Origin of the sequence: Kangiella geojedonensis, from assembly GCF_000981765.1 — a bacterium.
Lineage (GTDB): Bacteria > Pseudomonadota > Gammaproteobacteria > Enterobacterales > Kangiellaceae > Kangiella > Kangiella geojedonensis.
Window position 1 is genome coordinate 171,581 of sequence record NZ_CP010975.1, and the last position, 19,408, is coordinate 190,988.

Below are 19,408 nucleotides of genomic sequence, written 5' to 3' on the forward strand. Positions count from 1 at the left end.
TGCTGGTTGAATAGGGACTAGAACAATACCGGACGTGATTCCTGCTCTTGTTCCGCTGCGCGCTCGTCAGCAGCTACCGTCTCAGCTGTCGTCAAACCTTCTTCGATTTCACGTAACGCTACCACTGTTGGTTTGTCATTATCCCACTCAACTTTAGGGTCGTGAGTTCCGTCAGCAATCTGGCGTGCTCGCTTTGCTGCTAACATAATTAAATCAAAACGGTTACCAACAACTTCAACCGCGTCTTGTACTGTTACTCGTGCCATAACTTACCTCTACTACCTTGCGGAGAATCCGCATTAACAACCTTCTACAACACTATTGGAAATAGTGTATCCAAAAAAGTGGACAGACAACAACGTCTAATTCCGTAAACTGTGTAAATTAACTTAGTAGCTCACTCAGCAGAGACTGCTGACGAACTTGCTGACTTTCCAGGCGCAGTCTTCGTGCAGTGAAAATCGCCGAAAGCTCTGTGCAAGCTGATTCAAAATCATCATTAATGACCAAATAATCGTATTCGTCATAATGTTTAATCTCTCGGTGGGCTGCCGCCATGCGAGATTGAATCACTTCTTCGCTATCTTGGCCGCGCCCCGTTAAACGGTTATGCAGCTCTTCCTGCGAAGGAGGAAGGATAAAAATGCTGCGACACTCAGGCATCAAACTACGAACTTGACGTGCGCCTTGCCAGTCGATCTCTAAAACAACATCATGCCCAAGCTTAAGTTGGCTCTCTAGCCACACGCGACTGGTACCATAATAGTTACCAAACACTTCGGCATGCTCTAGGAAACTTTCTTGCTCCAGCATTTGCTCGAAGTCTTCGACGCTCACAAAGTGGTAATCTTGGCCATCGGTTTCGCCAGGGCGCTGTGGGCGCGTGGTATGCGAAATAGAAAGCTTAAGTTCTGGCATACGAGCCAAAACGGCTTTTAATAAGCTTGTTTTACCCGCTCCCGAAGGAGCCGAAACCACATACAAAGTACCTTTTGCTGTGTTGTCTGCCGTGTTTTGAGGTCGCGTCATAACAATAACTTTGGGCTGTATTTTAATTATTCAATATTTTGCACTTGTTCGCGCATCTGCTCAATTAACACCTTAATCTCAACTGAGCTATTAGTGATGTCAGCGTTTATTGATTTGGAACCAAGCGTATTCGCTTCGCGATTAAATTCTTGCATCAAAAAATCTAAACGACGGCCAACTGGGCCTTTGTCTTTCAGCAGGCGTAGGCACTCGGTGACGTGCGTATTAAGTCGATCCAGCTCTTCGGCAACGTCGAGCTTTTGAGCCAAAAACACCATCTCTTGTTCCAGACGGTCTTTATCTAACTCAACCTTAGCTTCCTCAAAACGATTGGTAACGCGTTCGCGTTGCCACTTTATGACCGCTGGCATTTGCTCGCCAACTTTAGCCACTTCTGACGAAATACCTTTGAGTCGCTGTTCAATAATCTCTGATAACGCTTCGCCTTCACGTTGGCGAACTTCAATAAGTTGCTCTACTGCTTGAGAAAAGGCTTGTTTGACGTCCTTTTCCATGGTGTCGGTATCCGCTTCTTCTTGTTGTAAAAGACCCGGCCAACGCATCAGCTGAACAAGATCTGCTGATTGGTTGTCTTGCGCCAAGACTTGTAATTCTTCATGCGCTGTTAATAGCTGCTGTGCCATTTCTTGATCAAGCTTCATGCGGCCCGCGTGTTTTGGGTTCATCTCGATGCGCAAAGTGCAATCAAGTTTACCGCGGTTTAGACGTTTACGGAGGACGTTTCGCAATTCGAACTCAAGGTGACGGAAAGACTCAGGCATTCTGAAGTTAGGCTCCAGAAAGCGTTGATTTACCGACTTTATTTCCCAAGTTACGTTGCCCCATTCGGCAGCAAACTGCTGACGAGCAAAGGCGGTCATGCTTTTTAACATACGAGATTAATCTCCGATCCGAGCATTTACTATAAATGCCTTGATTTATAAGGGCTGCGCTAAGAGCTAAACCAAAAGATTGCCCAGAAGCTGAAAATCGACACAGAAAGCCTACAATTGTACCGATATTTGTGGAGATTGGCGATAGTTTAATCAAAGATTGTTGATTCGCAGCATGGCTCGGCAAAAAAAGCTGCTTAGGACCATTTTCTTAGGGCTTTAACATGAAAGCGCTTGTGATCTTCAAGACGTAAAGCGGTGAGTCGATTGCCCCAGACGCACCCGGTATCAATGGCGTAGATATTTTTTGCTTTGGCTTGACCTTCGAGAGCGGCCCAGTGACCAAACACGACCTGAGTTTCATGTGCGATATCGCTGAGTTCATACCAAGGGCTTAAGCCTTTGGTTTGTTTGCCAGGCGTCGATTTACTTTTAAAATCGAGACTACCGTCTTGATGACAAAATCTCATCCGTGTGAAGGCGTTAGTGATAAATCGAAGGCGATCGATACCTGTTAAGTTCTTTTGCCAGTGGTTGGGTTTATTTCCATACATGTGTTGGAAAAAGTCGATGGCAGAATCTTTGTCGGCAAGAACCTGCTCCAGCTCATAGGCGCAAGCAAGAGTCTGATTAAGATCCCAGCCGGGAGGAACGCCGGCGTGGGTCATCAGGAAGTCCAGGTGTTTGTCATACACGGCAATCGATTGATGACGAAGAAACTTCATTAAAGGTTTGACGTTATCGGCGACTAAAATGCGGTTAAGATCGTCGTTCTTCGGCAATTTGGCGCCAGTGTAATAAACTGCTAGCAGGTGTAAGTCGTGATTACCAAGGACAATATCAAAGTGATCCTGGTGCTCATAGATATAATTGAGCACCTCCAATGATTTTGGCCCGCGACTGATTAAATCGCCTGCCAGCCATAGACGATCTTGGGATGGGTTAAATGCTATGGTCTTTAGCAGCAGACGAAACTCATCATAACACCCCTGAATATCGCCAATCGCGTAGGTAGCCATCGACTAATGCAGTATGCCTGGAGTAGCGAGGCTGAATACTGGAATTGGCGCTTTAAATTCGGCACCGTTTTGACCAATCATTTTATAATCGCCTTCCATGGTGCCAATTGGTGTGGCGATGACAGCGCCACTGGAATACTGGTAGCTTTTACCTGGCTCGATATACGGCTGTTCTCCAATAACCCCTTGGCCTTGGACTTCAGTTACTTCGCCGTTGGCGTCAGTGATAACCCAATGACGCGAGTCGAGTTTAGCACCTAAGTCACCCGTGTTTTCGATGGTGATGGTGTAGGCGAACACAAAACGTTCGTTGTCAGGCTCTGACTGTTCTTCGATGTATTGAGTATTAACGCTAATTTGAAATTGATATTGCTGAGACATCTGTGTAAAGAATTAACCTAAGTCTTACGATTTTAAGGCCATTCTCTAATGTAACTGTGCTAGGCGCAAGCCTATGGTACTATTTAGCTACTTTTTTGAAAATAACGGTGATTTTTCTCATGACAACAACAAGCATGTCCAAAAAAGTTAAAACGGTAATGGTTACAGGGGCGAGCTCTGGTTTTGGTCTTGCAACCGCCAGACGCTTTGCGGAAAAAGGCCATCGAGTGATTGTCGCGGCTCGTCGCAAAGAGCGACTGGAGTCATTAAAGCAGGAGCTTGATGATGAGTTTGGTGCCGATACCGTTTTTGTTATGCCGCTGGATGTGACCTCTGAAACGCAAATAGAAGAGATGCTGGGCTCATTGCCAGAAGAGTTCGCTGAAGTGGATGTGCTGGTGAATAATGCGGGTTTAGCCTTAGGACTTGAGCCTGCTCATGAGGCAAATCTGGATGATTGGCATCGTATGGTTGATACCAATATTAAAGGTTTGTATTTGATGACCCGAAAAATTCTACCGGGTATGGTTGAACGACGTCATGGCCATATTATCAATATCGGCTCTATCGCTGGCAATTATGCTTACCCAGGCGGAAATGCTTACGGCGCGACCAAAGCTTTCGTCAAACAGTTTACACGCAACTTAAGAGCCGACCTGCTTGGGACGCAAATTCGCGTGACCAATATTGAGCCGGGTTTAGCTGAAACTGAATTTTCATTAGTGCGTTTTAATGGCGATCAGGGGAAAGCTGACGATGTTTATAAGGGCACCGATCCATTAACTGCTGGAGATATCGCCGAGGCGGTAATCTGGGCTGCAGAGCAACCACAGCATGTTAATATCAACTCAATAGAGTTAATGCCAACGTCACAAGCATGGGCTGCATTGGCGATTGATAAAATCCAAGGGTAATCATAAGGAGAAGACTGATGTCGTTCCAACCTATTCTAATTCCTGTATTTGTGATGGTTTTACTGACCTTCGCCGTGGCTGTGGTCATGGCCAGAAGGCGCTTTCGTTTTTATCGCACTCAACGATTACATCCTCAAAAGACCGCGACCCGTAAGGGAATGAGTGAGCATATGGAGGATGAGCGAGCTGCCGATCATTTCAAAAACCTGTTTGAGATGCCGGTGTTGTTTTACTTGGCAGTGCTTATTTCAATGATGACAAGTACATCATCGTATTGGCTGTTGGGGTTGGCCTGGTTATACGTAATTTGCAGAATAGCGCATGCGTATATTCATTGTTCGTATAATAATGTCTTTCATCGGTTTAAGGCCTTTATTTCGAGTTATTTTGTGTTGTTAGCGTTATGGGTCGTATTAATACTTGATATCGTTTTATTTTAGTAGAGAAAGAGTTTCATGAAGATCGAAAAAAATAGTGTTGTTGAATTGGATTATAAGCTCATGGATTTAGAGGGTAATGTCTGGGAAAGCTCAAAAGAAGGCGGCCCATGGCTGTATTTGCATGGGCATGGCGAAGTGATGCCTGGTCTAGAGGCTAAGTTAACTGGAGCCGCCATCGGACAGAAGGTCAAAGTTGAGTTAGGGCCTGAAGAAGCTTATGGTCCTTATGAAGATGATCTAAAGACTGAGGTGCCGCGTGAAGCGTTTGCTGATGTTGAAAACCTGAACGAGGGGATGCGTTTAGCGGCGGAAAGCAGCGATGGCGTTCATGCCGTCATGGTTCGTGAAGTGCGTGACGATGTGGTCATTATTGATGCCAATCATCCTTTGGCGGGTAAAGCCGTTAAAGTCGAAGTGAAAGTGCTATCGGTTCGCTCCGCCACTGAGGAAGAGGTTGCTCATGGGCATGTGCATAAAGACGGCGCCTGCGGTCACTAGTGAGTCATTTTATTTATAATAGTGTCGACTAAAGCCGCTGATTGTTTAGGTTTGGTATAAAGCAAGAAGTGGCTTCCTTCCATTGAGTACTTCCGAGCGCCAGGATAAACTTTGGCGATGCTATCTTTAGCACGCTGATTGAGTACTTTATCGTGAGTCGCTTCGACGAAAGCGACTGTCGTTTCAGGTTGTTTGGGAAAGCTCCCTAAGTGTTTTAATGCTTCGGCGCGCTCTTGCAATATGGAGTGCGGAATATTTTCTACGACTTTCCTGACATGTTTTACTTGCTCGGGAGTCGCATCATTGTTGAGGTATTTTGACTTTAGCTGCTGTTCAGCAAAAGGAAGTTTCATCAGAGTTTCGGCTCGGATTAACTTAGGAAGTTCTAACAACGCTTTGCTGGGCGTCGCCAAAAGGCTGACAAAGAAGATAATACCTTTCAATGGTATGTCTGGCATGACATTAAGATAAGGCGCTATTGAGCCAGCATAAGATTCGACGAGCAGTATAAAGGATTCATCGGGTAACTGCGGAGCGATATTTGCCGCGAGTGTCTGGTGGTCTTGAGCGCAGTTTTCAGGGAGCGGAATAAATAGAACATCAATGTTTAACGACGCCAAAAAGTCTTGGCATAGCTGGTCATTGCCATTGAGCCCTGGAATTACGACCAACTTCATGCTGACTTCCTGCGCTTAAGATTCATAGTGAATACTATAATTACCGCTGATGACATAATGATGACACCAGCGGTAATACACCGAACCTAACTAGCGATTGCTTGTTTTTGGATATCGAAAATTTCGCGGATACCCTGCTTACCGAGTTCCAGCATTTGCATCAGTTCATCACCACTAAAGGTTTCACCTTCTGCAGTCCCTTGAATTTCAATAAAACCGCCGTGCTCGTCCATGACCAAGTTCATGTCGGTTTCAGCACTTGAGTCTTCTGGGTAGTCCAAATCTAAGATAGGCGTTCCCTCGTAAATTCCAACCGACACTGAACCAATCATGTGCTTCAAAGGGTTTGTTTTTATCATGCCTTTCTGACGCATGCTGAACAAGGCGTCATGCAACGCGACGCAAGCACCGCTAATAGAAGCCGTTCGCGTACCACCGTCAGCCTGTAACACATCACAGTCAAGGTAAATGGTGTGCTCGCCGAGTTGCTTTAGATCTACCGCGGCGCGCAGTGAACGGCCGATGAGACGTTGAATTTCGAGGGTTCGACCGCCTTGCTTACCACGCGATGCTTCACGATCCATACGGCTGTGCGTTGAACGTGGCAACATGCCGTATTCAGCCGTAAGCCAACCTTGGCCTTTGCCTTTTAAAAATCGTGGGACGCTTTCTACGACACTGGCGTTACACAATACTTTGGTTTCGCCAAACTCAATCAACACTGAGCCTTCAGCATGCTTGGTGTAGTTTCGGGTAATGGTGATGGGTCTTAATTGGTTGGTACTTCGTCCACTAGGGCGCATAAAGACTCCTCTCTTTATGGTAATTCAAATCTTTGGTTGATTATACGGAAACTATAGAGCCATTCCTATGGTAGCCGTCATTTGTGAGTAAAAGATAGGGATGATAATTGTAAAGACATGTTAAATCTGAATGAAAAGTGATTAAGTTCTATATTTGCAGACTCAAAGTAAAAGCAGTTCATGTTTTGATGCGGTCTAAATTATAAGTGAGCGACCTTATGGTAGCCTTTGTAACAGTTTGTAGAGAATTATAGATAGGAGCCTAACAATGAAACATGTATTAAAGGTCAGTGCCTTAGTAACCGGTGTCGCGCTGGGTCTAGTAGCGTGTAAATCTGATGATCCTGATAAAGGTAAGTTGGCTGTGGCGGTTACGGATGCCCCAGTAGATGGCGCTGAAGCTGTCGTGGTGCAATTCACGGGAGTTGAGATTCAAGGTCCTGATGGCCGTCAAACCTTTGACTTTGCATCACCAAAAACAATTGACCTACTAGAACTGACGGGCGATGAGTCGCTAGAGCTCTTACCAGAAACTGATTTGACCGCTGGTGAATATCAGTGGATGCGCTTAATGGTCAATGCTGAACGCGGTGTAACGGACTCCTATATTGATATTGATTCTGCACGCTATTCGTTATTTGTGCCGAGTGGCAGTCAGTCAGGATTAAAACTAAACCGTCCCTTCGTGATCGCTGCGGGTGGCTTAACAGATTTCACCATTGATTTTGACTTACGTAAGTCGGTACATGAGCCGCAAAATGACGCTGAAGATTACTACTTACGTCCTACACTGAGAATCGTCGATAATGCTGAAGTGGGTCATATCAACGGTATGATCGACCCTAATCTTATTAATGCAGAAGGCTGTACTGACTCTAGTGCGGTGTACCTTTTTGCTGGAGCCGATGCCGAAGTGGATGATGTTGACGCTAATGAACCAGAGCCGGTCACAACAGGTCTTGTGGAAGTGAATAATGACGGTGACTATGTCTATGAAATAGGCTTTGTTTTAGCGGGCGATTACACATTAGGGTTTACGTGTGAAGCTGCTAATGATGATCCAGAAACAGATGACGTCATTAACTTCACCACACAAAACGTCACGGTAACAGCGAATGGGACGGTAACTGTAGACTTTTAATTGATATAGTTTATGTTTAGCAGCAAAGGCATCCTATATAGGGTGCCTTTTGTTTATCAGGCTTTTACCCAGTTTAATAAAGAGGACAATAAACAGTAGCGGGAAAAGAATGTTCTGCACGATAAAAATGGTGATGAGTTTTATCACGCTTTGACTCGCCTGGTCAGCAGCTGCTTGATAAGCAGCGATTTGTTTCTTTACGTCAAATTGTTCGGCGGCATCGGCAAACCAGCGCTTCGTTTTCTCTAAAGTCCCCAGCTCTTCTTGCAATAACTCTTCTTCAGGTGTGTTTTGGCGAATTTGGTTTTCAGTTTGCTCAAGTCCCGCACTGGCTACTTGGTAATCATCTGCTAGGAAGCCTTGATACAGAGCTTCTGAACCGAGCGCCATCAACGGCGCTGCAAAACGGACCAAGACTAAGAACAGGGCAATTTTTAATACCAACGGATGGGCCGTTTTCTTCTTATGGTGTTTAAGCAGCAAGTAACCTGCGGTAAAAATCCAGAAAGCAATAATAAACACATTGAAAAAAGACCAAGCCCCCATGGTGAGTAACAGTTTTTGCACTCCAATGGCGCTGGCTGTCACTAGCATGACGACCGAAAAGCGCTCGATCAGGTCATTAATGGGGTCAAGGATTTCACCGGGCGATAAGGTCAACCCGACGCCTGCTGGTTGCATTGCTATTTCAGCTTCTTGAGCCACCGAGATTAAACCATTCAGGCCACGCGCCACGGCAAAAGCTACCAAGCTACGCTTTAGCGCTTGGTCGGTATACTGTTCTCCATGATAGTCTAGCGCTTTGCTGCCCGCGAGCAGGCTAGCAATTGCTAAACTGATAATGATGAGCCATAAATTGATAATTTTCATAAGTAGTCTTTCAGTGCCCTAAGGGGGGATTTAGCTTAGGGCATAGTGAGTCAATGGGCTGTGAAACGGCTAGCGTTGTTTACGGGCAATACGACGACGGCCTAATAAACCACCTAAAAGGAGTAGCGTCAGTAACTGAACCGGACCTCCGCCGCCACCTGAGCCCGTGTCTTCTTCTGGCGGAGTCGTGGGCGTGTCGGGTTGAGATGAGCCTGGGCCATCGTCACCGATATTACTGTTATCCTTTAGAACGAATAAGCCATTCGATATGTCACTGACGAGGATATTTCCGCTGGGTAAATAAGGGAAGGTTCCCCAAGCACCATCGAACTGTGGGTCATTCGCTTGTGGAATAGGGTAAGTGTCGAAAAAGCCGATTTCTTTAGGTTGAGTCGGGTCAGCAACATCGAGAACCGTTAAGCCTCGCTTGTAGTTGGACATGTAATATTTGTCACCAAGCGTGAAACCATTGTGGTCAATCGCACGAGTTTGGCCTTCGTAACGGCCCACAATTTGCGGCGAGGTTAGATCGCTGATATCCATCACGTATAAGCGGGTGTTAACGTTTAAGTTTCGTTCATCGAGCTCATCTTGGATGAACACATAGTTCTTATCCTTGGAGTACCATCCTGAGTGAGTATAGCTTGCTCCATTGTATGGCGTGCTGCTGATGCGTAATGGTGACGATTTGTCGGTGGTGTCCCAAATATCCACGGTATTTTCGTTAAAGTCGATAAATAGCTCACAAGGGTTATGGCCTGCGGCACATTGGCTAGTGCGACTGTCGTCAATAATCATATTGGTGGCATCGTGAACATAACCTGTGGAACTCGGCGTTGTGACCAGTGCAGGGTTTTCAGGATCGACTAAGTCAAACACGCGATAAGAGCCATTGCCAAGATTTGAGCCTGCGATATAAAGGTAGGGCTCATGACCATCAAGCGCAGTACCATTAGTGTAGTCAATATTACCTAAGTACACATTATGTGCGGTTTGGAACACATCAATGGTATTGACCAAACTGATACTATTCGGCGCATCGCTGAGATCAATCACTTGTAAGCCACCTTGACCTTCAGTAGTGACATAAGCGTAGGCTTTGTAATTGCCGCTGGCGTTATCTAGGTACTGGTAAACCTTAACATCACGCCAGGTACTGTTAACGCCGCTGACCGTTCCCACTTCTGAAGGATTTTCTGCATCGGTGACATCGATCAGCGTGGTGCCATTCACGACGGCTAATAAAGCATATTCTCGATTGTTATTGAGATCGACATAGCCCCAGATATCACTGGCGCTGGATGGGCTGGTGCTGAGTGAAGCCAATGACAACTGCGAAACGAGATCAATTTGATAACAAGGAAATTCGTCAGCACTACCGTTGTCGCAGGTGATTTGCTTTTTGTTGGTGCTGTTAACTTTTTGATACCGATCAAGCATATCGAGGTATTCAGGTTTTACTCGGAATTCTTGATTACCTTTAGTATCTTGTAGTAAGCGGAAGCCTTTTTCGGTTAACTTATCGCGATATTCAGCAGGTAAACCGACGATGGTGGTGATGTGTTTTTCCGGAGCCTGTTTCTTATAACCGTTATCACGCGAAAAGCCACCTTTGACAGCTACCATATCGTTGAGTAAATAGAAAATATCCATCGCTTCGGCGAAATACTTACCAGAGGCCACATAAATTTTATCGCCTTTGCTTGATTCATTAACGGCGTAGCTGATAGAGGCGCAAGGTTCGCTTGGTGACGAGCAGTTGCCTTGATCAACACCATCAACAGCAACATAGCGAACTGGATGAGCGCCGCTATGTGCAGAAGCAGGTTCGGTGGAAACCATGGTGGTGGATAATGCCAATAATCCTAACGATAATGCTTTCTTCATTCTTTACTCCAGAAATTGTCTATTTTCCAGCCTATACCAACAAATTGGCTTTTTCCATGAAAAAAGTCTGTTAAAACTCAGTGAAAGTGATTATTTTGTAAACAAAGACTCTTTGTGAATAGGTTGATTAATGGTTGGATTTATTAAGCGTTGCTTGGGATATACATTAGTAACATTCCTGTTGATGCTCCCTTTGAGTGCAGTTATGGCTAATGCTGAGTTGCCTGCCATTCCGCTGCAGAGTCATTTGGTGGAGGTGAATGATCACCGCATTCATATCCATCAACAAGGTACCAATAAACAGCAACCATTACTGATATTGCTTTCGGGCCCGACGGATAACTGGCATAGCGATAGTGCCTGGTGGATAGTGGCACAAAACATCTTGTCGCAACATTACCAAACCTTAGCCATTGATCGCGCAGGCCAAGGCTGGTCACAACCGATTGAACAACCCTCATACCAGCAGTTTGCTGACGATCTGAAAGGTTTACTGTCGAATGATGAGGTAGTCGATTTAGATCGAGAGTTGCTGTTTGTGGCTTTTGCGAGTTCAAACTTATCACTAAACCTGCTGTTGGATGACGATGTACTTGTGGCGCGTACTCGCGGAGTCATACTGATCGATCCTGATGTGTTAACGCAGCACTCGTTACAGCATTACACTGGGGAAACGGAAGGCTATAAAAAGGGTTGGCAAGGTCTTGAAGAGTATATTCGCTCGGGCAAATACGATGAACGAGTCCAGCAGAAAATCAACGCGGAGCGTGAACATTTAGAAAGCATCATTCCCTTTAAGTACATGTCGCATATGGATTGGGATTATTATGGCGCGATTGAGATGATTCGTCAGACGCGTGATTACCAGATCCACAAGTTTTTGGAGGCCAGCGTTTACAAGGAGGATTTGGAAGCGGCAAAGGCACAAGGTTTAACCGATTCATTGCCACTAGTTATTTTAGATACGGATTTTGAAGCGGCTTATTTAGAACAACTTGAGGATGAAAAAGTGAAGGCTTCGATTGCTCAGTGGAGACAAGAGGGTATCGAGTGGTATTTCTCTTTAGCGCAGAACAGCCCATGCGGGGCTTACTGGCCTGTGGATACAAGAGAACATTTATTAATGATGACGCAACCAGAGTTGATCGAGCAGGCCATCAACAAGGTGCTGGCCTGCTCTCAATAACGACAATTCTTAAAGTGGACGTTGAACGTTATCCTTAATGGCTTGTTCACGAACCGCTTCCGCAACTTTTTGCGCAACGTTACGGTTTAATGGATCGGGCAGTACGTGATCGGCAGATATGTGGTTCACCGCATTTGCCAGAGCATGAGCTGCTGCAATTTTCATCGCTTCGGTAATGCGAGTCGCACGGGCTTCTAATGCACCACGGAAAATTCCCGGAAAGGCCAAAACGTTGTTCACCTGATTGGGGAAGTCGCTTCGACCGGTACCAACCACTGACGCACCAGCAGCTTTTGCTTCGTCAGGCATAATCTCAGGAATTGGATTGGCCATGGCAAGGATAATCGGTTCGTCATTCATCAGCTTGATATCGTCGCCATTCAGCAAATTGCCCTTCGATACGCCAATAAACACGTCAGCGTCGCGTAATGCATCACGTAGGTCGCCATTGCGATTGTGGCGGTTGGTATAAGCTAAAATTTTCTTCTTCTCATGATTCAAGTTATCACGGTCAGGAGAAATAATGCCTTTTGAATCACAGACCAAGACATCTTCTACCGGGATACAGGCAGCTTCATCGTGACCCACGCAACGCAATAATTTTGCAATCGCCGTACCAGCAGCGCCAGCACCATTGATCACAACTTTAAGCTCTTCGATATTTTTACCTGTCACTTTACAGGCGTTAATCAAAGCCGCCAGCAATACGATGGCTGTGCCGTGTTGGTCATCGTGGAAAACAGGGATGCCGATGTCTTGTAACGCTTCTTCAATTTCAAAGCACTTAGGTGCCGCGATGTCTTCAAGGTTAATGCCACCGAAGGTTGGAGCGATGGTTTTAACCGTGGTAACGATTTCTTCAACAGACTCGGCATCGATCACCAAAGGCACGCCATCGATATCAGCGAATTCTTTGAATAAGATGGCTTTACCTTCCATCACAGGAAGTGCCGCCTCTGGGCCAATATCACCAAGACCTAACACCGCAGAGCCATCGGAAACGATAGCGACAGAGTTACCTTTCATGGTGTAGAGGTAACTGGAATTTTTGTCTTTAGCGATATGGTTCGAAACCGCAGCAACGCCAGGGGTGTAAGCGACAGAAAGGTCGTCTCGATTTTGCAAAGGAACTTTACTTTTAATTCCCCACTTTCCGCGCAAGTATTTATGGATATCTAATGATTTCTTGAAAAATTCACTCATGATTTTTTGATTTAGCTAAAAAGCTACTTTTGAAACGTTTATGGGCACTAATGATACGCTCATTGTACGGTAATTGTGGTCGGATTAGCACCGTTATACGGGACTTATTCAAAAAAAAGCCAGTTTTCACTGGCTTATTCGATGTTTTAAACACGGTTTTGATTATTCGCCTTTAGGGAATGCTTTCCCGAGCCAGTAATCAACCGAGAAATAACGACCACCGCCAGTAAAGAATAAAGACGCCAGCATGATAAAGTAGGTCGCTGCGAATTCAATACCATTCTGCAAAATGGCGTAACTGCCTTTAGCGGTTAACCAGTTATAATTGCCGTACTCTTTTAATATGCTACGAGCCATGTCTAAGCGATTACTCACTTCAGGATCTGATGACTGGGCAATAGCATACCAACCGTTATCCCAGTGGACCGCAAAAGCGGCTACCAGCATGGTAATCATCAATGGTATAGCTGCCCATCGAGTGGCAAATCCGATCAGAATAAAAATACCGCCGATCATTTCAGCGCTTGCTGCTAGAAAGGTCATAACGTCCGGCATCGGCATGCCTAAACTAGCGAACCAGTCTGAGGTGCTTGAGAAATTAGCAAACTTTCGTGAGCCGGCTTCATACAACGGAAAGAATAATAGTATGCGGAATAGTAAAGGTGGAATACCATCTAAATGTTTAAGGTATTGGCAAACCGAACCTTGAAACTGATGGTATTTGGTGACGATGGTATTCATAAAAACTCCTGCTGTAGTGGTATTCCGCTTGCTCTTATGAGGAGTTCATCAGAGCTTTCTCGTCGGAATACTATTTTCTTGATAAGGGTGTATCTTATTTAAAGGAGTCGATAACCCTGTTTCTGTTACAACTCTTACGTGATGTCTTTTCAGACCCCGCGGTTCGGCGACGCCGCAAGAATGTGCGATCATACCCACGGCTTTGACGAGATTCTTATGGTAATGGTACACACGTTCCGCCTTGTCTGGCACCACTAATCCTTTTTGCAAATCGGGATCATGGGTGGTGACGCCGGTAGGGCAGGTGTTCTTATTGCATTGTAATGCTTGAATACAACCTAGTGCGAACATAAAGCCACGGGCAGACAAAGTAAAGTCAGCGCCCATCGCCAGCGCCCAAGCAACCCCTGAGGGGTTAATCATCTTGCCAGAGCAAATAACTTTGATTCGATCACGAAGCCCCTGTTTCTGCAAAACGTTCAGCACTATAGGTAAGCTTTCTTTAATGGTGAGACCAACATAATCAAACAAGGGTTGTGGTGCTGCGCCAGACCCCCCATCAGCACTATCAATGGTGATAAAGTCCGGTGCTGACTCAGGCCCACGGCGGTGGATTTCCTCGCACAAATCAAACAAAAAAGCATCGGTGCCAATCACGGTTTTAAAGCCAACAGGTTTGCCGCTAATGTCGCGGATATGATTGATCATATCCAGTAAATCGCTGACGTTATCAATCTCGGGGTGGCCATTCGGGCTTATTGAGTCTTCACCCGCTGGAATATGGCGGATCTGGGCGATTTCTTCGGTGACTTTACGTCCCGGCAAAATACCACCTTTACCTGGCTTAGCTCCTTGCGCTAATTTAAGCTCAATCATTTTAACCTGTGGGTGAGAGCTGACTTCTTTGAGCCGGTCATCGTCTAAGCCTCCATCACCATTACGCACGCCATATTTAGCCGTACCAATCTGGAAGACCACATCACCACCGCCAGATAGATGGTGTGGGGACAGTCCGCCCTCGCCAGTGTTGATCCAGCAGCCCGCTTTAGCCGCACCCTTGGCCAACGCCTGCACGGCCACTTTGGATAAGGAGCCATAACTCATACCTGAAATATTGAAGAAGCTTTTGGCTAAGTAAGGAGTTCGGCAGTATGGGCCGATTAATACTGGCTGAGATTCCACTGCGTTCTTTTCCAGAGTAGGAAACTGGTCATTTAAAAACATCACAGTGCCAGTGGAGGTGAGGTTACGGGTTGAGCCGAAAGCCAAGGTTCGGCTGACATCTTTAGCAGCGCGGTAAGCCCAGTTTCGCTCGGCACGATTGAATGGCATCTCTTCACGATCCATGGCAAAGAAATATTGACGAAAGAATTCACCCAAGTGTTCAAACCAATAACGGAAATGACCAATAACTGGGAAGTTTCGGCGAATAGCCTGCTTTTTTTGTGTTTTATCAATGATATAGACGACTGCGATGATCACAATCAAAATGCTTAGACCCAATACAAAGAAAAGCCCAATCCAGTTAAGCACTGTTTTAGCAAAGGCCATAAACCCCGATTCCATGAACGCTCACCTCATTTACATTTCTATACAGATTTTTCTGTTATATTAACGCTAAAATAGTCATTAACACTATTAATTAGAAGCGCTTACTGAATATCAGAGTAATGGAGAGTTAGCAGGGAAGTCAAAGGTAAGCTTATATTACTGCCGGGGAAGATTGTGACCAAAGAATCATTACCATCCGAAGATGAGTTGGTTGAGCGATTAAAAAACAATGATGTTGCGTTGTTTGAGCAGGTTGTTAAAGAGTATCACTCGTCGATGTTTGCTGTGGCTTATTCGATTGCAGGACCTGCCATTGCTGATGAAGTGGTGCAGGAAGCGTGGGTTTCAGCGATTAATGCAATTCATAAGTTTGAAGGCCGTTCGGCACTGAAATCTTGGCTTATTCGTATCACTGCTAACGAAGCGAAAACGCGTTTGCGCAAAGAATCGCGCTCAGTCTCGCTAGAGGCAGTCGATGAAAACTGGGCGACGGATACGCGGTTTACAGAAAAAGGGCATTGGGCTGGCGGTAACCCTGAGTGGGATATTTCTTCCCCTGACGACTTGTTGGCAGCGGATGAACTTCAGGATTGTGTCAAGAAACACATGGTCAAACTCCCCGATAATCAACAACAAATCATTAATTTAAGGGATGTTGGCGGATTGGATATGGACACAATTTGTAACATCCTAGAGATTACTGCATCTAATGCCCGAGTATTATTACACCGTGCGCGCGATAAGATGCAGCAGGTGGTCGCGAGATTTCAGAGGACTGGAGAATGTTAAGTTGTAAGCACACGATAGCCCAAGGGACGGATTATCTGGACAAAGAGCTGGGCTTTTGGCGTAAAGTTGAGATGAAGATGCATCTCATGATTTGTGTCAACTGTCGACGTTACGTAAAACAGCTAAAGCAAACCGTTGTGATGTTGTCGAAGGGGCAGTTTAAACAGCCAAGTGAGCAGCAGGTGGAGGAACTAAAACAAGAATACCAAGACGTCGTTTCGAAGCAGTAACCTTAAACAACGTTTACAGCGAGTATATAATGAGGCATAAAAAAGGCTCAACCACGATAGTTGAGCCTTTTTGATCCGGGATGTGCTATTTAGCGCGAAAGTTATTCTTTTTCAGGCTTAATCGTACCTTCCATACGCTCTAATTTATCGCCAACAAAATGCAATATAAGACGTTTAGAGCGTGATTCGCCACTTGATGGATTTAAATAGTATAAATAATACCAAGTATTATCGTCCAAATTGGTGTTTAATGCTGGCTTGCCTAAAATGAAGGCAATTTGTGACTTAGTCATTCCAGGCTCAATTTTATTCACTTCTTTTTGTTGTAGAATGTTGCCCTGCTGGATCGACGGTGTATAGACACATGCGGTAGCGAGTGTGGCTAATAGTAATAAACAAAACAGTTTTTTCATGCGTTACCTAATTTCTTGAGTTATTAGTGATTTTAGAGGTTCTTATTTAACTTTCCAAATCACTTTATATACAATCTGCGCCCTAGTATAATCATTTTGTCGCGCAAATCTATCGGAGGATGTATTTTTGGAAAGCCAACAGTTAAAAAAAGCAGGTCTTAAAGTAACTCTACCCAGAGTTAAGATTTTGCAAATACTGGAAAGTTCCGACGAACGCCACTTGAGTGCAGAAGATGTTTACAAGATGTTGTTAGACTCAGGTGATGACGTAGGTTTAGCGACGGTATACCGCGTTTTGACCCAATTCGAAACGGCAGGACTTATTACACGCCACAACTTTGAAGGCGGCCACTCAGTGTTTGAACTGGATGATGGTGAGCACCATGATCATATGGTCGACGTTGATGACGGTACAGTGATCGAGTTCATGAACGACGAAATCGAACGTCTTCAGCACGTTATCGCCGAAGAGCATGGTTTTGAGATTGTGGATCATAGTTTGGTTCTTTACGTTAAGAAGAAAAAATAACCTAAAATCATCTTTTCTTTCGATCTCTTCGTTAAAAATCTCTTCAAGGCTAGTCATTTACTTCGTGTAAACTCCTAGCCTTGCTTCATTTTTTGCCTCGACCTCAAAAGAAAATCTAGATTTTTGGACTGCATCTCGCAGCAAAAGGTATTCCTTTTAGCCGCGCATTCACACCAAAATCCAAACTATAAGGCCATTCTCTTTTTCGAGCGTGAGCCGAAAGTTAGACTCTTCAGTCTAGGTTGTTTAGGCAAATTCCTTATAACTCAATAAGTTGTAAAGAAATCTGACTGATTGATTTTTGTACAGTTGGGCGTATACTTTTTGGCCTTGGGGATTTTTTTGATCTCTGTCCACAGCTTGCGTTTGTTTTAGTTTTTTACTCAGTTAACGAAAAGGAGTTAGCTATGAACAAGCGTTTCTATACTTTATGCCTTCTACTGGCAGTCATACCTTTTGTCTTATTAACGACTCAAGCGGCAACCGCAGCGGATGAAAAGCCACCGGCAATGGCGGAAATGTGGCATTTTAAAATTGATCCAGCCGCTCAAAAGAATTTTGAATCAGCATTAGCCGCGCATGCTAAATTTAGAAAGGAGAATGGTGACCCAAGGCATTGGTTTACCTACACGCCACATACCGGTGTGCTTGGCCGAGACTACTATATTCGGCATTGTTGCTTTAAATGGAGCGACCATCAAAAATACAATGAGTTGAAAGTCCACGAAGAACTTGGCAGTGACTGGGCAAACGGCCCCGGGCAATATGTTAAGAAAACACGCCATTTTTATTCTTGGGTTGATCATGAAAACAATAACTGGCCAGAGGGGACAAAAGCGAACTTGCTGCGGTTAACCCACCACAAACTCAAGCCAAACTCGGACATCGGCCCGGTGGTCAAAGAAATCTCTGACTTAGCAAAAAAAATGGGCTGGAAACGCGCATGGGGTTGGTCTTATGAGCGCAATATGGATGGTGTCCATTTAACGCTAGCTATGCCAAGCGAAAACTTTGCTGGGTTCGAGCCACCAAAACCGGGTTTTGAAGAAATGGCGGCTAAAGAAATCGGTAAGGACGAGCTTAAAGAGTTATTCAGTCGCTTTGATGAACATGTGGAAAGCTTGAGTTTTCAGATAATGAAATTTAGACCTGAATTTTCAGTAATACACGACAAATAATAAGCTTTAGGGGTAACCTCGAAGGAAGTACGGTCTTAGAGAGCCCGTGACACTTCGAGGTTATATTCCTCCGTTACTCTCCAAGAGTGACGTTATAACTCTCATCCATAAATTCGATGGTGTCACCCGATACGACTTTTTTGCGTTTCTGAGTTTCCACCTCGCCATTAACTTTTACCAAACCTTCGCTAATGACCATTTTGGCCTCGCCACCGCTACCAACGATGCCCTCGAACTTAAGGATTTTAAATAGCTCGACGGGTTCTTGATTAATAATAATTGTGTTCATTGTTTACCTTTAGTGGTATTTAGGAGGTTGAATATGTACTTGAGCTAAAGCTCTAGTAAAGGTTTAAGACTCATAGGATTAATAATCATGACTTTATCCCAACCTTGGGGTTTTTGGATATTCACTCTTAACTGAGCAATATCATCACGTCGAAGATTAAAGCCTGTTTGATCAATTAAGAGAAGCCACCATTCTTTATACTTGCTCTTATGGACAGAAATTTTATCTCTCTTGATTTTAGAGCAAAAATCAATATTTTGAATCATTTCTGATACGAGCCAACCTCCAGCTTGGCGATCAGTAAAACCTCCCATAATGAAGAAAGAATCAAGTGGACTTGAAGCTTTTACAGCATCTAGCCTAAAGTTATGTTGAGAGTATACAGAGAGTGAGTTTTGGGTCGGTTCGTTGCTAGCAAATTCAATTAATGACTTCCTAATGGCGTGCTTCAATTTTTTTAATGAACCTATAGGTCTAGTAAAACTGTAAAACAGAAACCAGCTCTGCTCACCTGCATAGTTTATACTTTGAGCGAGGTCTTCAATACTATGCCACAAAGGAATCGATAGCTCTTCTAGTCCTTCTGACTTACTATTAAATTGGACGTTTTGATTAAGTCTCCTAACCTCGACAGCTGTTGCCTCTTTTATTAAAAAGTCTGGTGTAATGTTTCCATCGGGTTCATAAATAGGGTTAAAGCCTTGTTTGGATAAATATTGGAAAGCTATTTTTTCAGAAGAGTCCATG

General features: G+C 44.7%; 24 protein-coding genes. 9 read left to right on the forward strand and 15 right to left on the reverse strand.

Annotated elements, in window-relative coordinates:
• Positions 1–17 precede the first annotated feature (17 nt).
• From rpoZ to apaG, 5 genes are all read right to left on the reverse strand, one after another.
• Positions 18–266, reverse strand: a complete 249-nt coding sequence (gene rpoZ, locus TQ33_RS00800) for a DNA-directed RNA polymerase subunit omega (RefSeq protein ID WP_046560375.1) — start codon at positions 264–266, stop codon at positions 18–20.
• A 118-nt stretch (positions 267–384) separates the two neighbouring features.
• Positions 385–1,029 carry a guanylate kinase gene (gmk, locus tag TQ33_RS00805; protein WP_046560376.1) on the reverse strand — a complete coding sequence of 215 codons (645 nt, stop codon included), beginning with the start codon at positions 1,027–1,029 and terminating at the stop codon, positions 385–387.
• A 26-nt stretch (positions 1,030–1,055) separates the two neighbouring features.
• A complete protein-coding gene (locus TQ33_RS00810; protein WP_046560377.1) occupies positions 1,056–1,922 on the reverse strand; it encodes a YicC/YloC family endoribonuclease in 867 nt (288 codons plus the stop codon).
• Between the two features lie 197 nt (positions 1,923–2,119).
• Complete coding sequence (locus TQ33_RS00815) at positions 2,120–2,941, reverse strand: symmetrical bis(5'-nucleosyl)-tetraphosphatase (protein ID WP_046560378.1); 822 nt, start codon at positions 2,939–2,941, stop codon at positions 2,120–2,122.
• A 3-nt stretch (positions 2,942–2,944) separates the two neighbouring features.
• Complete coding sequence (apaG, locus tag TQ33_RS00820; protein WP_046560379.1) at positions 2,945–3,322, reverse strand: Co2+/Mg2+ efflux protein ApaG; 378 nt, start codon at positions 3,320–3,322, stop codon at positions 2,945–2,947.
• Positions 3,323–3,441: 119 nt separating this feature from the next.
• On the opposite strand from apaG, the gene TQ33_RS00825 reads away from it, so the two are divergent.
• The 3 genes from TQ33_RS00825 to TQ33_RS00835 are packed head-to-tail and all read left to right on the forward strand — an operon-like array spanning position 3,442 to position 5,174.
• On the forward strand, positions 3,442–4,236 hold the full coding sequence (locus tag TQ33_RS00825; protein ID WP_228640275.1) for an SDR family oxidoreductase: 795 nt from the start codon (positions 3,442–3,444) through the stop codon (positions 4,234–4,236).
• A gap of 17 nt (positions 4,237–4,253) precedes the next feature.
• Positions 4,254–4,676 (forward strand): MAPEG family protein, encoded by a 423-nt coding sequence (locus TQ33_RS00830; RefSeq protein ID WP_046560381.1) that lies wholly within the window; start codon positions 4,254–4,256, stop codon positions 4,674–4,676.
• A 15-nt stretch (positions 4,677–4,691) separates the two neighbouring features.
• Entirely contained in the window at positions 4,692–5,174 is a 483-nt protein-coding gene (locus tag TQ33_RS00835; protein WP_046560382.1) for an FKBP-type peptidyl-prolyl cis-trans isomerase, read from the forward strand.
• On the opposite strand, the gene TQ33_RS00840 is transcribed toward TQ33_RS00835, so the two are convergent.
• Complete coding sequence (locus tag TQ33_RS00840) at positions 5,171–5,851, reverse strand: hypothetical protein (RefSeq protein WP_046560383.1); 681 nt, start codon at positions 5,849–5,851, stop codon at positions 5,171–5,173. The two genes, TQ33_RS00835 and TQ33_RS00840, sit on opposite strands and share 4 nt — an antisense overlap.
• Before the next feature lie 86 nt (positions 5,852–5,937).
• The gene (gene rph / locus TQ33_RS00845; RefSeq protein WP_046560384.1) at positions 5,938–6,654 is read right to left on the reverse strand and encodes a ribonuclease PH; all 717 of its coding nucleotides are present in this window, start codon (positions 6,652–6,654) and stop codon (positions 5,938–5,940) included.
• A 268-nt stretch (positions 6,655–6,922) separates the two neighbouring features.
• Between rph and TQ33_RS00850 the strand changes: the two genes are divergently transcribed.
• On the forward strand, positions 6,923–7,795 hold the full coding sequence (locus TQ33_RS00850; protein WP_046560385.1) for a DUF4382 domain-containing protein: 873 nt from the start codon (positions 6,923–6,925) through the stop codon (positions 7,793–7,795).
• Between the two features lie 33 nt (positions 7,796–7,828).
• On the opposite strand, the gene TQ33_RS00855 is transcribed toward TQ33_RS00850, so the two are convergent.
• Together TQ33_RS00855 and TQ33_RS00860 are read right to left on the reverse strand one after the other, a co-directional pair.
• Entirely contained in the window at positions 7,829–8,665 is an 837-nt protein-coding gene (locus TQ33_RS00855) for a hypothetical protein (protein ID WP_046560386.1), read from the reverse strand.
• A 69-nt stretch (positions 8,666–8,734) separates the two neighbouring features.
• Complete coding sequence (locus tag TQ33_RS00860) at positions 8,735–10,552, reverse strand: choice-of-anchor B family protein (RefSeq protein WP_052735145.1); 1,818 nt, start codon at positions 10,550–10,552, stop codon at positions 8,735–8,737.
• A gap of 130 nt (positions 10,553–10,682) precedes the next feature.
• Between TQ33_RS00860 and TQ33_RS00865 the strand changes: the two genes are divergently transcribed.
• Positions 10,683–11,738: an alpha/beta fold hydrolase gene (locus TQ33_RS00865; protein ID WP_218915769.1), complete on the forward strand. Its 1,056-nt coding sequence runs from the start codon at positions 10,683–10,685 to the stop codon at positions 11,736–11,738.
• Positions 11,739–11,747: 9 nt separating this feature from the next.
• Here the strand turns inward: TQ33_RS00865 and TQ33_RS00870 are convergent, their stop codons facing one another.
• The 3 genes from TQ33_RS00870 to TQ33_RS00880 all read right to left on the reverse strand — a co-directional run bounded on the left by TQ33_RS00870 (position 11,748) and on the right by TQ33_RS00880 (position 15,248).
• Positions 11,748–12,941 (reverse strand): NAD(P)-dependent malic enzyme, encoded by a 1,194-nt coding sequence (locus tag TQ33_RS00870; protein ID WP_046560388.1) that lies wholly within the window; start codon positions 12,939–12,941, stop codon positions 11,748–11,750.
• Positions 12,942–13,103: 162 nt separating this feature from the next.
• Positions 13,104–13,682, reverse strand: a complete 579-nt coding sequence (locus tag TQ33_RS00875) for an HvfX family Cu-binding RiPP maturation protein (RefSeq protein ID WP_046560389.1) — start codon at positions 13,680–13,682, stop codon at positions 13,104–13,106.
• Positions 13,683–13,730: 48 nt separating this feature from the next.
• Entirely contained in the window at positions 13,731–15,248 is a 1,518-nt protein-coding gene (locus TQ33_RS00880; RefSeq protein ID WP_046560390.1) for an FMN-binding glutamate synthase family protein, read from the reverse strand.
• Between the two features lie 159 nt (positions 15,249–15,407).
• Here TQ33_RS00880 and TQ33_RS00885 point away from each other — a divergent pair, with 159 nt between their 5' ends.
• Both TQ33_RS00885 and TQ33_RS00890 read left to right on the forward strand, forming a co-directional pair.
• The gene (locus tag TQ33_RS00885; protein WP_046560391.1) at positions 15,408–16,022 is read left to right on the forward strand and encodes an RNA polymerase sigma factor; all 615 of its coding nucleotides are present in this window, start codon (positions 15,408–15,410) and stop codon (positions 16,020–16,022) included.
• The gene (locus TQ33_RS00890; RefSeq protein WP_046560392.1) at positions 16,016–16,252 is read left to right on the forward strand and encodes a zf-HC2 domain-containing protein; all 237 of its coding nucleotides are present in this window, start codon (positions 16,016–16,018) and stop codon (positions 16,250–16,252) included. The genes TQ33_RS00885 and TQ33_RS00890 overlap by 7 nt, the downstream gene beginning before the upstream one ends.
• Positions 16,253–16,353: 101 nt before the next feature.
• On the opposite strand, the gene TQ33_RS00895 is transcribed toward TQ33_RS00890, so the two are convergent.
• Entirely contained in the window at positions 16,354–16,665 is a 312-nt protein-coding gene (locus TQ33_RS00895; RefSeq protein WP_046560393.1) for an outer membrane protein assembly factor BamE, read from the reverse strand.
• 127 nt (positions 16,666–16,792) lie between these two features.
• Here TQ33_RS00895 and fur point away from each other — a divergent pair, with 127 nt between their 5' ends.
• Together fur and TQ33_RS00905 are read left to right on the forward strand one after the other, a co-directional pair.
• On the forward strand, positions 16,793–17,194 hold the full coding sequence (fur, locus tag TQ33_RS00900; RefSeq protein ID WP_046560394.1) for a ferric iron uptake transcriptional regulator: 402 nt from the start codon (positions 16,793–16,795) through the stop codon (positions 17,192–17,194).
• 407 nt (positions 17,195–17,601) lie between these two features.
• The gene (locus tag TQ33_RS00905; RefSeq protein WP_052735146.1) at positions 17,602–18,372 is read left to right on the forward strand and encodes a hypothetical protein; all 771 of its coding nucleotides are present in this window, start codon (positions 17,602–17,604) and stop codon (positions 18,370–18,372) included.
• Between the two features lie 73 nt (positions 18,373–18,445).
• Here TQ33_RS00905 and TQ33_RS00910 read toward each other — a convergent pair whose 3' ends face one another.
• Together TQ33_RS00910 and TQ33_RS11565 are read right to left on the reverse strand one after the other, a co-directional pair.
• Positions 18,446–18,661: an RNA-binding S4 domain-containing protein gene (locus TQ33_RS00910; RefSeq protein ID WP_046560395.1), complete on the reverse strand. Its 216-nt coding sequence runs from the start codon at positions 18,659–18,661 to the stop codon at positions 18,446–18,448.
• A 44-nt stretch (positions 18,662–18,705) separates the two neighbouring features.
• On the reverse strand, positions 18,706–19,407 hold the full coding sequence (locus TQ33_RS11565; RefSeq protein ID WP_052735147.1) for a hypothetical protein: 702 nt from the start codon (positions 19,405–19,407) through the stop codon (positions 18,706–18,708).
• Between the last annotated feature and the right edge of the window lies 1 nt (position 19,408).